This is a genomic window from Granulicella sibirica, from assembly GCF_004115155.1.
Lineage (GTDB): Bacteria > Acidobacteriota > Terriglobia > Terriglobales > Acidobacteriaceae > Edaphobacter > Edaphobacter sibiricus.
This window is the reverse complement of sequence record NZ_RDSM01000002.1, coordinates 678,995-693,593: the sequence shown is the minus strand read 5'-3', so window position 1 is coordinate 693,593 and position 14,599 is coordinate 678,995. Positions and strand designations below refer to the sequence as shown.

Genomic DNA, 14,599 nt, shown 5'->3' with positions numbered 1-14,599 from the left:
CATGCGCAAGCCAGCCGCCTCGCCCCGGAAGCGCAAGACCGCCGAGGCCGTCCACCCCTTCGACGAGGCGCATGGCGTTGAAACCAGCGGCCTCATCCCCGCTGCAAGCCTCACCACCGGCCACCCCAACGACGAGCACATCACCGCCTACTACGGCGTAGCTCCGTCGATCCTGCGCTCCCTCATCGACCGTTGGCTCGGCTCACAACCCTCGCACTCCATCGAGCGTGTCACCTTTGTCGACATCGGTGCCGGCAAGGGACGCGGCATCCTCGTCGCCAGCGAATACCCCTTCAAGCAGGTCATCGGCATCGAGCTAAACCCGGCCCTCGCCGCCCTGGCGCAGCGCAACGTGACTCACTGGGTCGCGACGCAGCCTCACCTCGCGCCCATCAACCTGATGGAGCAGGATGCGACCGAGTTCTACTTCCCCTCGACGCCTTGCCTCCTCTTCCTCTTTCACCCCTTCGAAGCGCCCGTCCTCAACAAGCTTCTCCGCCGCATCGAGATACAGTTCGCCAACCGCCCCGCCACACTCGACCTTCTCTACGTGAACAGCGAGCACGCCAATTTGGTCGATGCGCACCCTGCCTTCACGCGGCTCTTCTTCGGACCAGTCCCCATGTCCCCCGAAGATCATGCCGCCGACCTGGCCGCAATAGCCGAGCAGACCATGTACGGCTCAACCGGCGACGAAGAGTGTGCGATCTACCGATACACCGGCCGCGCGAAGACGAAGACCGGCTAACCCCGCCACTTCAACTCCAGCAGCCTTTCGCTCTCGACCTCGCCAAGCGCCATCGCCACTTCGGCATCAGCCGCTTCGACCAGGCTCGGAAACTTCTCGCCCCATTCGACTACCACAAGCGACCCAGGCTCCTCGACCATCTCTTCGATGCCAAGCGTAGCCAGCTCCCGCTCCGTCTCCAGGCGGTAGACGTCCAGGTGATACAGCCTCACCTTGCGCCCCTGAAAAGCATGCACAAGCGTGAACGTAGGACTGACGACGTCCTCCTCCTCAGCCGCTCCAAGCGCCGAGGCGATCCCCTTCACCAGCGTCGTCTTGCCCGCCCCTAGATCCCCGCGGAGGATGACCAGCTTGCCCGCCTTCACCAGGATCTCCGACACCATCTCCCCCAGCGCGAGCGTCCCGTTCACGCTCCTGGTCTTGAGCTTCTTCTCCCGCGTCCACTCCCTCATTCATGCACTCCCGCCAGCCAGGTAAACCCATCCTCGTCACGGACCCGGTACCGGAAGGCGTCGCTCAGATGGGACACCGTATCGGTCGCAAGCACCGTATGCTCGTCCATCGCATGCGCCGCGAAGTCTCCAGCAAGCCCGTGCAGATACACAGCCGCCTCAACCGCCCGCGCCACATCCTGCGGAAACTGAGCAATCATCGCGGCAACGATCCCCGTCAAAATATCGCCGCTCCCACCCTTCGCCATCGAAGGATTCCCGGTCGTGTTCACCGCGATGCTCCCATCGGGATGCGCGATCAACGTCCTCCACCCTTTCAGCACAAGCGTCACCCCATGCTCCGTCGCAAACTTCCGCGCCAGCCCAATGCGATCCGCCTCAACCTCTTTCACCGTCATCCCCGCAAGCCGCCCCATCTCGCCCGGATGCGGAGTCAGCACAACCGTCCTACCACCCGCCGCGGCACTCTTCAACAACTCCGTCTTCCCCGCAAACGCATTCAAGGCATCAGCATCGATTACCACCGGCATCGTCGTCTTCGCCACCAACGCCCGCGCAAACTCCGACGCCTCCCCTCGCGTCGAAAGCCCCGGCCCAACAGCAAGCACCGAGATCCCCTTGATCAGCGTCGCCAGCTTTTCCTCTTCAAGATTCGCCATTGAAGCCTCGCCAGCGTCTCCCTCGGCGAGAGCCCGTACCATCAACTCCGGCGTCACCCTCCCCACCTCGTTCGCGATCATCTTCGGCACACCAGCCGTCACCAGCCCCGCACCCGTCCGCAGCGCCGCGAGTGAACTCATCGAAGGCGCGCCAAACGTCCCGTAGCTCCCACCGACAAGCAGCACATGCCCAAACTTGCCTTTATTCCCATTGATATCCCGCCAGGCTTCCGCGATCGCCTTCGACTCACCCGCCCAACTAACCCGCCCAGCCGACTGGATCGCCTCATCCGGCGACCCGATCTCCGCCACCACCACCGGCCCAAACGCATCGCCCGACACCCGCGACGATGCCAGATGCCCAAACACGTGTGCCATCTTCGGAGCCGTAAAGGTCACGACCGCATCCGCTCGGAAAGCACCTTCCGCATTCTGTTCAACCGAATCCGCATCCCAGCCTGAGGGCAAATCGACCGCCACCACCGGAGCCGTGAGCCGGCTAACCCGTTCCTGGGCAACGGCAGCCACTCCACGCAACGGTGCTTTGAAACCCGTCCCAACCACCGCATCAATCAGGAGCTCCGCCCCTTCAAGTGCCGCGCTCTGCTCAAATAATTCTTCTTCCCCAGCGCAGAACTCGATCAGAACGGCTGGTCCGTCATCGTCACCCGTCGCAGCGCCACGAAGGTCATCCAGCATCTTCGCAGGAAGACCCTTGATATCACCCTCCGCGGCCAGCAGAAGCACCGTGACCTCGCATCCTGCGAGCGCGATCAGGCGAGCCGCAACCAGCCCATCCCCACCGTTATTGCCTTTCCCGCAAATTACGGTCACGTGCTTCGCCTCGGGATACTCCCGCAGGCAGAACCGGGCCACCGCGTCTCCGGCCCTTTCCATCAGCTCCTCAAGCGGAATCCCAAACTCCTCCTCGGTTCGCTTGTCTACCGCGCCCATCTCCGCCGCCGTCAGAACCTGCATCATGGTCATAAATCCTCATCTCTATGATGAAGGAAACCGGCGATGCGCGTCCTGGTTTAGGGCTGCGCGTAATATCCATCCCGCGTCCGCGCAATGAGCCCAGGCTTCTCCACCTTCACCTCGATGTGGTGATATTCATCTGGCTTGTCCGCCGGAGCCGGTTCGAACGATATCTGGTAGTAGGCGTCCGTATCCGAGACGGCTTTCTGGAGCATTGCCCTGACATCGTTGCTCGAGGTCAGCGTAAGGCCGCCGCTCTGCCGCGCCAGCACTTGTAGACCCAGGTCTCCCAGATCCGTCTTTCCCGAATTGGGTACCCCCTTCAGGTAGTTCTCGTAGTAGAAGGCTGCCGAGAGATTCTCCGTCGGACCAAGCGGGTTCAGATTGTAGAGAGTAATTCCGGCCTCGCGCATCGCGGTCGAGGTATCGACGATTGTCCGAAAGATGCGTTCGCGCTCCTTCATCGAAAGATCGACACCTGCTCCCGAAAGCAGCGGCCACCCGGGCGAGACCCACAGAACGAGCTTCCGTCCGGGACGAGGCCCTTCGCGCGCCATCAACTGCCGAAGCGCCTCGAGCGACAGTTGCAGTCGATCCTCCGCCCCATAGAAGCCCGCCGACCGTCGGATTTCCCTCAGGCCGATCGTCTGGTGATCCAGCGAGTCAGCCAGGGAATTTCCGTCCCTGGAGAATGTCTGCTGCATCTGGCTTCCGGTATCCGTAAAGATTGCCAGAGCCGTCGGGAGCTCCAGCTTCCCGCCGTTCGCTTTCAAAAACTGGTCGATCTGCTGCCGTTCGTAGCTCACATGCTCGTAGTTCGTGTTCACGGCGTCGATCAGCAGAACGACCTCCACCGGCTCCTGCCCGCGGGCCATCGCTCGGAATGAAGTCATCGGCCTCGCCGTCTTGTTGTCGGTCAGAAGGAAATCCCCCTGCTCCAGCCCCGCAACGGGTGGTCCGTTCTTAGCCGCAACCACGACGTCAAGGCTGATCCTCCCCTTATCCGGATGAGCGGCAACTTCCGGCTGTTGCGCCATCGCCGAGGAGGCCGGTAGAAGGCAAAGAAGAAGAAGCAGGCGAAAGCGCACGTCGATCAGCATGAATCCCTCGTGCCCGGGCAGGGGTATGTCGCCTCCCGAACCCTCACGGCCAAGCCGCAAGCTTCTAGACACTTAGACGCAAACGAGCTGGTCGAAGACCCGGCACCCAGATACAACAAAGGCTCCTACTCATGGGAGCCTCGCCGCTAGACAGAAACGTTACCGTGTTCCCGCAACCGGGCTTCCCTCCGACATCGGTGTCACCGTCGGAGTAGCCGGCGTAACCATGGGAGTAAAGCCGGGCTTCGGCGTAAAGTAGTTCCGCGCCGAGAGAGACCGATAGAATTGCCCCGTCAACTCCGCCGCTTTCGGTCCAAAGGTAGGCCGACCGCCCTCCAGGAAGATCACCGTGACGATTCGCCCGGTCGGGGTATCGGCGAACGACCCGAACCAACCGTACCGCGTTCCGTTGTTCGAGCACGTCCCCGTCTTCCCCATCACTGGAAACTCACGAAAGTTAGCACGGAGCGACCGAGCGGTCCCATACTGCACCACCGCTTCCATCCCGGGCTTCATCTCCGGAATCAGAGGCGCAATATCGAGAATCCGCTTCACCTTCGGTTCGAACGAGGCGATGTCCTCCTGAGCCTGCGGATGCTGCAGATAGTAGAGCGTCCCGCCATTCGCGATCGCCGACACGAGCGCCCCAAGCTGCAGTGGCGTCATCGACACGCTCTCACCAAACGAGCACATCCGCCCCACGCCACCCTGCGCCTTCGGAAGCTCCTGGTCAGGATACCGTCCAAGCTGCTCGCCCTCGATTTTGTACCCGGCCAGTTCGCCAAGTCCGAACTGGTTCGCATAGTGCTTCACGCGCTCAAAGCCAAGCGACCGCCCAAGCGTTTCGAAATAAAGATTGTTCGAGTGCGCGAGCGCCTCGGTGAGCGTGAGGTGATAGCCACCCCCAAGACTGACCGGAGTATCCCGCTTGACGATTCCCTCCTCGAGCGCCGCAAGCGCAACCGAAAGCTTGATTGTCGAGCACGGCTCAGCACCCGGAGAAAGTGCCAGCTTCTGGTTCACCATCGCCAGGATGCGGCCACTAGAAGGATCGATCGCCAGCGCGGTACCGTTCATATTGCCGAGCGCCTCGATAGCCGCTGCCCGGACGACTGGATCTTCGCCCGTGGTTACGTCACCTGCGGTCAGATTGTCGGCAAAGGAGCTAGCTGTAAATCGCTCGGTAAAACGCGACCGCCGCACCGCAACCACCGGGCCAGCTCCGCGTCCATGGCCGCCCCGCACCGCTCTTCCCCGAACCGGGATCGCATGTACAGCGCGGCGTCCAACGGCGGCACGCGCAGGATGGACGGGATGAGCAGACCGAGCCGTCTTCGACGCTTTCATGGCCGCCCGAGGCGCGGGCTTATGTTTGGCCGCAAACGCCTCGCCCAAACCTCCGAACATCAAAACCAGGCCAAGCACCGCCGCAAAACATCGCCCGCAGAGATCCGTCATTCACTATCCCTCTAATCCATCGCCAATATGACCGTACACACGACCAGGAGAAAGCACGTTCCCTGCCAAAGCGTCGAGGTTCCATCCAACCTGGCCTAACAATACGTCTAGTTCCCCCGCCGTAGAAACGCCGGAATATCCAGCTCATCCGAATCGGGGCTCGGAACCACGGATTGGCCACCTGCGAACGATGGCACACGCACCGTCGGTTCGACCGGAGCTGACCCCGGAGCGTTCAGTCTCGACTCGGCATACTGCGCACGCAGTGGCTTGGGAATCTCGTAGTCCTCCTGAGCACGAGCCGGGGCAGCCTCGACTGGCGGCTCCGCCGGACGCGCTCCACGGATAAACGAAGGCCGGAAGAAATCATCATCGAAAACGGACGCCGAAACCGGCTTCAACTGCGGCTCTCTCGCTTGTTCCCGCATCGGAACCCGCTCCGGAACAAGCGAAGCCGCCGCTGGACGCGGTGGAGGCTGTGGGGCTGGCGGTGCGACGGGGGGAGGTGCCTGGGCCGCAACCGGTGGGGCGGACGTGATCGGCGGCGCGGGCGGGGCCGGGGCCGGAGCAGGTGCAGGAGCAACCGCCACAGGTGCCGGAGCGGCCACCGGAGGCACCATTGGAATCGGCGCCGGGGCAGCTGCGACAGGCGTGGTGGTGACTACCGGCGTCGGAACATACTCGTCCTCCACTGCGGGGGCGAACTCCTCATCAAAATCCGCCTCAATATTCGAGGCCGAGCTGAACTCAGATCCCTCCGGCTCCCAATGCGGAGCCTCCTCTTCCAGAGCAGTCAGTTCGTACCGTTCACGCACGACGTTGGCATCCTCAGGCTCGGGAAGCTGATGCGCCATGATGATAGGGGGAGCGGATGGAGGAACGGGAACCGGAGCAACAGCCGCCACCGGCTCCGCCGGTACAGGTGCCGGAACCACGGGAGCAGCAGGAGCTGGCGGAGGCTGTGGTGTAGCCGCTAACGGCTCAGCCGCAGCCGGAGCGGTTTGCGGAACAGGTGCAGGCTCAGCTACAGGTGCTGCGGCGATAAGCGCAGGGGCATCCGTTGCAGCCGGTTCGACAGAAGGTGCTGACTCGAGCAGCGTAGCCAGTTCGACAGGAGCTGCAGGCTCGAAGGAAGGCGCAGCCGGTACTGGCTCAGCCGGAGCAGGCTGATGCACAGGTTCGGGCGCTGCCACGACCGGCTCGGGCGAAGCCGAAGCAGCCGGTTGTGCTGGAGCAGGTTCGGGCGCGGGTGCCGCCGAAACAGTTTCAGGTACGGCCGACGCAGCGGCCGCCTCAGGTTCCGGAGCAGCCGCGACCGGCTCAGGCTCAGCCGCAACAGCCTCTTCAACAGGCTCGGGGGCAGAAAGAGCGGCGGGAGCAGCCGCCTCCTCTTCCTCTTTGATCTCACCCGCAAATTCCGCAGGCTCAGGCGCTTCCACAGCCGGTGCGGAAGCTTCAGCACGCGGAGTGATCGGAACCTCGGCCGCCCGGTGCGTCGGCAGCATCACCTCCGCCAGCATCCTCTCGCGCCTTTGCGGGTGCGAGTCCTGCCGGAAGCCGGTCGCGATCACCGTAATCTTCACATCGTCGCCCATCGACTCATCCAGCACCGCGCCGAAGATGATGTTCGCGTCCTCATGCGCCGCGTTCTGGATGATCGACGAAGCTTCATTGACCTCGCTGAGTCGCAGACTGCTCGACCCCGTGATGTTGATCAAAATCCCGCGCGCGCCGTCAATAGCCCCCGCCTCGAGCAGAGGAGACGCCATTGCCGCAATCGCCGCGTCCGCCGCCCGGTTTCCACCCGATCGCATCGCCGTACCCATCACGGCATAGCCCATGCCGGCCATGGTCGTCTTCACGTCGGCGAAGTCCCGGTTGATGACGCCTGGAATCGTAATAATGTCCGAAATTCCCTGCACGCCCTGCCGCAGCACATCGTCCGCAATGCGGAAACTCTCGAAGAAGCCCGCGTCCTTGGCCACTGCAAGCAGCTTCTCGTTCGGAATCACGATCACCGTATCGACCGAGTCCAGAAGCTCCTGCATGCCGCGTTCCGCCTGCATCATGCGCCGCTTGCCTTCGAACAGGAACGGCCTGGTCACCACCGCAACCGTCAGCGCACCCATCTCTGAAGCCAGCGACGCGATCACCGGAGCCGCACCCGTCCCGGTTCCGCCGCCAAGCCCCGTGGTCACAAACACCATGTCCGCGCCCTCGAGCGCCTCGATAATCTTGTCCGAATCCTCAAGCGCGGCCCGCCGCCCCACATCGGGGTTCGACCCTGCTCCCAGCCCGCTCGTCAGCTTCACCCCAAGCTGCAGCTTCACCGGTGCATTCGACATCTCCAGCGCCTGCGCATCCGTGTTCGCCACGATGAACTCGACGCCTTCCACCTTCGCCGCGATCATCCGGTTCACGGCGTTGTTTCCGCCGCCGCCGACCCCGATGACCTTGATCCGCGCCCCGCGCGGCGTTTCGTCGTGGAAGTGAATCCGAAGGTCATCCGCTGCATTCGACATGTCTCATACTCCTAAGGGGCCTAAACCCGTGATTCCGTGATCTGATTCTGTCATCGCCAATGGTCGAGGAGAAGCGAAAGCTCGAATGCGAGGTACCCAACTCGATTCCACAAGCTTCATTTCAGCCTGTCAGACCGTTGCTCTACAACTAAAGTCTAATGCCCGAGCCCGTACCTATAACCTGGATGCTCCATCCAGGACAAAGAGACGCATCGTTTCCTGGAATCAGTCCCGATTCGACGACCTAGGCATTTCCCGCAAAGATCCCACGCAGCTTGGCCCGGAACCCCTGCGTCTCGTGCGCCCGCCGGATCTGCGTCCGATGGGTATAGAGCAGCATCCCAACCGCCGTCGCGAACTCCGGCCCCGCCAGCTCCGCCGGCATCCTCGACATCGGCACCGGCAACCCGATCCGCACCGGCACGCGCAGCAGGCTCTCCGCGTTATCCTGCAACCCCACCATCCGCGCCCCCCCGCCAGTCAGGACGCATCCAGCCCCAAGCGCCTCCAGCACCCCACCCTGCCGCAGGTTGTCGCGCAGCATCGTGAACAGCTCCCGCGCCCTCGGCTCCAGAATCTCGGCCAGAAACCTCTGCCGCACCAGCCTCGGCTGCTCTCGCCCGATCTCGATCTCGTTCAACTGCGGCACGGACGTCACCACGCAGTTTCCGTACACCTTCTTCAACTCTTCCGCTTCTTCGACCGTCACATGCAGTCCGACCGCAAGGTCGTTCGTGAAGTGATCCCCGCCAAGTGGAATGACAGCCGTGTGCGCGATCGACCCCTCAAAGAACACAGCCAGCTCGGTCGTACTAGCCCCAATATCCGCGACGCACACCCCAAGCTCACGCTCGTCGGCTGAAAGTACAGCCTCCGCCGACGCGATCCCCTCATACACCGTATCCGTCACCTCGAGCCCTGCCCGGTTCGCGCACGTAATCACGCTCTGCGCCACCCCACCCGAGCAGGTAGAAAGATGCAGATTCACCTCAAGCTTGTTCCCCACCATCCCCACCGGATCGTGAATCCCCGCCTGGTCGTCGAGGATGAACTCCTGCGGCAGAAGATGAAGTACCTCCCGGTCCGGCGGCAGTGCAATCGAACGCGCCCGGTCAACCGCCGCCCGAACCTCCTCGCGCGTAATCTCGCGCATCCGGCTTCCCATCGAAATGCCGCCCCGGCTGTTGATCCCCTTCACATGCGCCCCGCCAATCCCGACAACGCACGACTCGATCCCCGCCCGTGCCAGCCGCTCCGCCGTTAGCGCCGCCCGGTTGATCGCCTCAGCCGCCGGCCCAAGCTCCGCGATCAGCCCCTTGCGCATCCCACGCGACACCTCGATGCCATGCCCGCGATACCGCAGCACACCGTCGGCGACCTCGGCCACCAGCACGCAGCTCTTCGCATTCCCCGCATCCAGCACCGTAATCAGGTTTTCAGGCTTCTGATTCATCGTCCCCACTGCTACGTCTCTGCATCATCATGCACGATTACGATAAGCTGACGTCCCCGCTTCTGTCTCCGCATCAGGCCGTCATCCCGGAAAGGACCAGCCGCCCCGCCTGAACCACCACCCATTACCGCCCCGTCTTCGCATCCGGAAAGTGCGGCGACCCAAAAACACTCTTCGCCTTTGCCACGGCAGGATGAACGGTAACAGGATGAACGGTAACAGGATGAACGGTAACAGGATGAACGGTAACAGGATGAACGGTAACAGGATGAACGGTAACAGGATGAACGGTAACAGGATGAACGGTAACAGGATGAGCGGTAACAGGATGAGCGGTAACAGGATGAGCCACCGCCTTCGCGGGAGCCTTCAGATGCGCGGCCGGACCGACCTCGCCCGACCCGCCGGCCACCGGAATCGCCGCCCCCTGCTGCATCTCGAGCACGACCTGCCGCTCATAGCGCATATCGGCCGAGGCAAGCTTCGGATACTGCGTTCTCCACCCCGGCAACTGCTCCTCGAACTTCCGGTACCGCTGCAGGAAGTCCGTTTCCCCAAAATGAACCATGATCTCCGTCGCCTGGTCTGGAATGAGCGCCTTCACATCCTCCGGATTCGAAAGATCCACCTCGCTCAATCTCGCTGAGATGTTCTCATTCGTGCTGTCCAGATCCCCGGTGAACCTCTCGAAGATTTTCATCCGCGCCGCCCGCACTGAAAGCGGCTCGTCGGCGCTGATCCCCGTCACGACAGGAAACGAATACCGCTTCCCAAAATCCTTCGAGTCGGCCGCATCCGAAGCCGAATCGCCGACCATATCCAGAAGCACACCGTTCTTATCCACCAGCCCGATCTGGCTTCCCTGCCGCACAAACGCCACCGGCGTACGCTCCACGATCGACACCCGCAGCCGATTCGGCAGAAGGCGCATCACCGTCGCATGCGCCACCCACGGCAGACGTTCGAGTTCTTCCCGCCGATCCGCCAACGAGATATTGAAAACGTTCCGTTCCACATCCTCGCCGAACACGCTCAACAACTGCGCCCGCGTCAGGTGGCTGTTCCCCTCGATCTGGATCGACGAAGACGCCGGAATGACAAATCGCTCATCATGCAGCAAAAACTTCTGGGTCTCGTACGCGGCAGTCGCCACCAAACCGAGCCCCGCAACCAGCGCCACCCCCGCCAGCACCCGCCCCCGCGTCGTCTTCGGAACGGCTCCCCGTCGAAATGTCAGCCGGAACCCCGACCCGAATCCCGAACGCCGCGTCTTGCTGAGACCCGGAACCTCGCTGCCACCGGTCGCACTCTCTCCATAGGCACGGCGCAGCTTCCGTTCCGGAACGGTGCCGATCCGCTGCCCCGCCCTGCCCGTCTCCGAGTCCGCATACCGTTCTTCTCTGATCGCCTGCATGGCCATAATCGACTCTTCCTGACTTCGCACGCCCGCCGCGAACCCACACCCTGCCGCAACCTGGCCCGTATCTCCCTCACTATAGCCTCGACGCCGATCCATTCGAAGCGCCACCGGCAGGGGGTACCCACACAGGAACTCACCCAAAAGCGCATTCAGCCCGTCGCGGTCCTGGAGACGAGACAGAACCAACCCCCATCGGCGACACTGACTCCGGCGCATCACAATATCCAGGAGCGACACCCCATGATCGAACCCACCGGACCACGCGAAGCCCAGTTGATCGAAACCTCGAACATCCTGCTTGACGCACGCCGCACCGGCGTCCTCATCGACGACCTTCCCGTCGAGCTTCGCCCCACCACCATGGACGAGGTCTATTTCGTCCAGGGCCTCATCGCCCAGGCCTACACCACGCCGGAAGACGGCATCGGCGGCTGGAAGATCGGCGCGCCCAATCCCGAGGCCACGCCCGCCTACGCCCCCTTGCCCAAAGTCTGGATTGCCCCCTCCGGAGCCTTACTCTCCGGCTCGCAGTGGCGTTATCGCGGTCTCGAAGCCGAGATCGCCTTCCTCCTCGGAGCCGACCTCCCGCCCCGCTCCGACACACCCTACACCCGCGAAGAGGTCCTCGCCGCCGTCGCCTCCTGCCATCCAGTCATCGAGGTCCTCGAGTCCGGCCTGCTCGATCCCATGAAGGCCGATCGCATGTCCATGCTCGCCGACCTGCAGATGCACGGCGGCCTCGTCTACGGCGCACCCGTCCCCGAATGGCAGTCCATCGACTGGACTCAGGAAACGGTGGCCCTCGCCGTCGACGGAAGCATCCGCGTCGAGCGAACCGGATCCAACACCTCCGGCGACTTCGTCAAGCTGCTCCCCTGGCTCGCCAACGAAGGCGCCATCCGTACCCGGGGCCTCTATGCCGGCCAATGGATCACCACCGGCTCCTGGACCGGCAACACCCTCGCCATGGGACAATCCAGCGTCGACGTTCGCTTCCACACCGCTGGCCGCGTCACCTTGCGCTACTCCGTCGAAGACTAGCCGCACGATGTGGATCCCTCTGTTGCAAAAGCAGGATGGGCCGTCTTCCCCGTAAGCCGCAGCATAAGAAAGGTCTCACGCATGTCCGAGTACCCGGAAGGCATCACCTTCTCGACCCCGCTCTCGCTCCGTCACGCCGAGGTTCTCACGCCCGAAGCGATCGCCTTCCTCGCGAACCTGCATCGCACCTTCAACGCCCGCCGCCTTGAACTCCTCGCCGCCCGCGACACTCGCCAGGCCCGCCTCGACGCCGGCGAAAAGCCCGACTTCCTCCCCGAAACCAGGCACATCCGCGACGCCGACTGGCACATCGCCCCGCTCCCCGCCGACCTCCTCGACCGCCGCGTCGAGATCACCGGCCCCGTCGACCGCAAGATGATCATCAACGCCCTCAACTGCGGCGCGAAAGTCTTCATGGCCGACTTCGAAGACTCCACCACCCCGACCTGGGACAACGTCCTCGAAGGCCAACTCAACCTCCGCGACGCCGTCCGCCGCACCATCACGTATGAAGACCCCAAAACGAAAAAATCCTACAAGCTGAACGACCAGGTAGCCGTCCTCTTCGTCCGCGCCCGTGGCTGGCATCTCGAAGAGCGCCACCTCCTCGTCGACGGCGTCCCCATGTCCGGCGGCCTCTTCGACTTCGGCCTCTATCTCTTCCACAACGCGAAAGAGCTCCTCCACCGAGGCTCCGGCCCCTACTTCTATCTCCCCAAGATGGAGTCGCACCTCGAAGCTCGTCTCTGGAACGACGTCTTCACCGTAGCCGAGGCCGCCCTCGACCTACCCAAGGGCAGCATCAAAGCCACCGTCCTCATCGAGACCATCCTCGCCACCTTCGAGATGGACGAGATCCTCTACGAACTCCGGGACCACTCCGCCGGCCTCAACTGCGGACGCTGGGACTACATCTTCTCCTTCATTAAAAAATTCGCCGCCGACACCAGCATCCTCCTGCCGGACCGCGGCCAGGTCACCATGACCACCCACTTCATGCGCAGCTACTCCAGGCTCGCCATCAAGACCTGCCACCACCGCAAGGCACCCGCCATGGGTGGCATGTCCGCATTCATTCCCATCAAGTCCGACCTCGAAGCCAACGAACGCGCCCTCACCCAGGTCCGCGCCGACAAGGAACGCGAGGCAACCGATGGCCACGACGGCACCTGGGTCGCCCACCCTGGCCTCGTCCCCATCGCCCTCGAAGTCTTCGACCGCGTCATGCCCCAGCCCAACCAGATCTCGAAACAACTCCCCGAATACACCTGCACCGCCGAAGACCTCCTCCGCATCCCCGAAGGCACAATCTCAGAAGCAGGCGTCCGCCAGAACGTAGCAGTAGGCCTCGGCTACGTCGAAGCATGGCTCCGAGGCATCGGCTGCGTCCCCCTCTTCAACCTCATGGAAGACGCCGCGACGGCCGAGATCAGCCGCGCCCAGCTTTGGCAGTGGGTCCACCACCATGCCGTCATGGACGACGGCCTACCCGTCACCACCGAACTCGTCGAACAGGTCATCGAAGACGAACTAGCCCTCACCCGCCCCAAGGTTGACGACACCCGCTTTCAGGCCTATCTGCAGGCCGCCGACCTTATGCGCGACCTCATCGCCAGCCGGAAGTTCACCACCTTCCTCACCCTTCCGGCCTACGATCAGGTCTTCGCCGAGGGGCTGTAGCGCGGTCCAGCTTTTGCCGATAGGGGATATCTGAACGGCGAGCAGGTTGATCCTCGTCCAAAAGAAACCATGACTGAAGAACAGCGTGTCCCCGGTTTCCCGAAGAAACTCATCTCGTTCACGCGGTGCCTTTACGACGGCGCGGAACTGAATCTATCGGAGGGATACACTCCAACGTCCGCCCAGGACGCTTGGGTCCACTGCGGCGAGGTCGTATGCTGCGCGTGCGGCGCAACCTTTCACATCGACAACGGCATCCTCAATCTGCTCGACCAATCCTCTCTCGACGAGGAAAGCGTCAACGAACAGCGCCAGCGGAATGAAAGCCAGTTCACCTTCGACGCCATGGATACGCCGGATCAGCGCGCCCATCACGAGATGGAGATGTCCCCGACACTCGAAGCCCTGCCCCTCACCATCTCCCAGACGATCCTCGAAGTAGGCTGCGGCGAGGGCCGCTACACGACAGTCCTTGCCGGCCGTGCAAACGTACTTGCCGTCGACTTTTCCATTGGCTTACTCCGAATCCTGCAGCGCCGCTTACCACAGGGAACAAAAAACGTAGGCCTGGTCCTCGGCGACGTCACCACAATCAAGACGGCGACCCGCAAGTTCGACTACGTCTTTTCCACGCTCACCTCGAACCTCCCCACGCGCAGGCATCGAGACGCCCTCTATCGTCTCGCGCAGACCGCCCTCCAGCCGCGCGGACGCTTCGTCTACAGCGGTCATCTGCAGGGAATCCGCCACGCCCTCTCCGGCCAGAAGAAGTCCGAGCACTACACCCCCGGCGGCATCTACCGCTACGCCTTCGATCTCTCGGAAGCAGCCGCCGAGGTCAAGCCGTATTTCAAGAAAGTTCACGCGCGGCCCATCCAGATCTACTTCCCCATGTCCCGCACCCTGCGCCTGCCCACAGTCGGCCTCTCACGCCTTCTGGAACACGTTCCCTTCGCGAACCGCCTCGGAGAACTTGTCCTCGTAGCAGCGGACCAGCCACGGGAAGCTAACTAGATCGCTGTAATCCCTGGCCTATGTACCAAGAAGAGCCTATGTACCAACCAGTAAAGACATCTTGGCCTTATAGT

The 14,599-nt window shown here is 62.8% G+C and carries 10 protein-coding genes and 1 pseudogene; 4 read left to right on the top strand and 7 right to left on the bottom strand.

The features are described from left to right. Position 1: 1 nt before the first annotated feature. Positions 2 to 748 carry a class I SAM-dependent methyltransferase gene (locus tag GRAN_RS13775; RefSeq protein WP_128913587.1) on the top strand — a complete coding sequence of 249 codons (747 nt, stop codon included), beginning with the start codon at positions 2 to 4 and terminating at the stop codon, positions 746 to 748. Here GRAN_RS13775 and tsaE read toward each other — a convergent pair. The 7 genes and pseudogenes from tsaE to GRAN_RS13740 form a co-directional block, all read right to left on the bottom strand. Beyond that, positions 745 to 1,200: a tRNA (adenosine(37)-N6)-threonylcarbamoyltransferase complex ATPase subunit type 1 TsaE gene (tsaE, locus tag GRAN_RS13770; RefSeq protein WP_128913586.1), complete on the bottom strand. Its 456-nt coding sequence runs from the start codon at positions 1,198 to 1,200 to the stop codon at positions 745 to 747. The two genes, GRAN_RS13775 and tsaE, sit on opposite strands and share 4 nt — an antisense overlap. After that, positions 1,197 to 2,846 (bottom strand): NAD(P)H-hydrate dehydratase, encoded by a 1,650-nt coding sequence (locus GRAN_RS13765; RefSeq protein ID WP_338323438.1) that lies wholly within the window; start codon positions 2,844 to 2,846, stop codon positions 1,197 to 1,199. The genes tsaE and GRAN_RS13765 overlap by 4 nt, the downstream gene beginning before the upstream one ends. Positions 2,847 to 2,893: 47 nt before the next feature. Continuing rightward, positions 2,894 to 3,937, bottom strand: a complete 1,044-nt coding sequence (locus GRAN_RS13760; RefSeq protein WP_128913585.1) for a VWA domain-containing protein — start codon at positions 3,935 to 3,937, stop codon at positions 2,894 to 2,896. Between the two features lie 159 nt (positions 3,938 to 4,096). Next, positions 4,097 to 5,395, bottom strand: coding sequence for a penicillin-binding transpeptidase domain-containing protein (locus tag GRAN_RS13755; RefSeq protein ID WP_241654585.1), 1,299 nt, complete (start codon positions 5,393 to 5,395; stop codon positions 4,097 to 4,099). Positions 5,396 to 6,690: 1,295 nt separating this feature from the next. Further along, positions 6,691 to 7,917, bottom strand: a pseudogene (gene ftsZ, locus GRAN_RS13750) (cell division protein FtsZ); the annotation flags it as partial. A 244-nt stretch (positions 7,918 to 8,161) separates the two neighbouring features. Continuing rightward, a complete protein-coding gene (gene ftsA, locus GRAN_RS13745; RefSeq protein ID WP_128913584.1) occupies positions 8,162 to 9,370 on the bottom strand; it encodes a cell division protein FtsA in 1,209 nt (402 codons plus the stop codon). Between the two features lie 124 nt (positions 9,371 to 9,494). Continuing rightward, on the bottom strand, positions 9,495 to 10,976 hold the full coding sequence (locus GRAN_RS13740; protein WP_241654578.1) for a cell division protein FtsQ/DivIB: 1,482 nt from the start codon (positions 10,974 to 10,976) through the stop codon (positions 9,495 to 9,497). 54 nt (positions 10,977 to 11,030) lie between these two features. Between GRAN_RS13740 and GRAN_RS13735 the strand changes: the two genes are divergently transcribed. The 3 genes from GRAN_RS13735 to GRAN_RS13725 all read left to right on the top strand — a co-directional run bounded on the left by GRAN_RS13735 (position 11,031) and on the right by GRAN_RS13725 (position 14,525). Further along, the gene (locus GRAN_RS13735) at positions 11,031 to 11,831 is read left to right on the top strand and encodes a 2-keto-4-pentenoate hydratase (protein ID WP_128913583.1); all 801 of its coding nucleotides are present in this window, start codon (positions 11,031 to 11,033) and stop codon (positions 11,829 to 11,831) included. 81 nt (positions 11,832 to 11,912) lie between these two features. Then, positions 11,913 to 13,511: a malate synthase A gene (gene aceB, locus GRAN_RS13730; protein ID WP_128913582.1), complete on the top strand. Its 1,599-nt coding sequence runs from the start codon at positions 11,913 to 11,915 to the stop codon at positions 13,509 to 13,511. Between the two features lie 69 nt (positions 13,512 to 13,580). After that, positions 13,581 to 14,525, top strand: a complete 945-nt coding sequence (locus GRAN_RS13725) for a class I SAM-dependent methyltransferase (RefSeq protein ID WP_128913581.1) — start codon at positions 13,581 to 13,583, stop codon at positions 14,523 to 14,525. Positions 14,526 to 14,599: the final 74 nt, after the last annotated feature.

What these genes read in the sequence shown, in the direction of transcription:
- GRAN_RS13775 (WP_128913587.1), top strand. Translation starts at nt 2, where the DNA reads ATGCGCAAGCCAGCCGCCTCGCCCCGGAAGCGCAAGACCGCCGAGGCC.
- tsaE (WP_128913586.1), bottom strand. Translation starts at nt 1,200, where the DNA reads ATGAGGGAGTGGACGCGGGAGAAGAAGCTCAAGACCAGGAGCGTGAAC.
- GRAN_RS13765 (WP_338323438.1), bottom strand. Translation starts at nt 2,846, where the DNA reads ATGACCATGATGCAGGTTCTGACGGCGGCGGAGATGGGCGCGGTAGAC.
- GRAN_RS13760 (WP_128913585.1), bottom strand. Translation starts at nt 3,937, where the DNA reads ATGCTGATCGACGTGCGCTTTCGCCTGCTTCTTCTTCTTTGCCTTCTA.
- GRAN_RS13755 (WP_241654585.1), bottom strand. Translation starts at nt 5,395, where the DNA reads ATGACGGATCTCTGCGGGCGATGTTTTGCGGCGGTGCTTGGCCTGGTT.
- ftsA (WP_128913584.1), bottom strand. Translation starts at nt 9,370, where the DNA reads ATGAATCAGAAGCCTGAAAACCTGATTACGGTGCTGGATGCGGGGAAT.
- GRAN_RS13735 (WP_128913583.1), top strand. Translation starts at nt 11,031, where the DNA reads ATGATCGAACCCACCGGACCACGCGAAGCCCAGTTGATCGAAACCTCG.
- aceB (WP_128913582.1), top strand. Translation starts at nt 11,913, where the DNA reads ATGTCCGAGTACCCGGAAGGCATCACCTTCTCGACCCCGCTCTCGCTC.
- GRAN_RS13725 (WP_128913581.1), top strand. Translation starts at nt 13,581, where the DNA reads ATGACTGAAGAACAGCGTGTCCCCGGTTTCCCGAAGAAACTCATCTCG.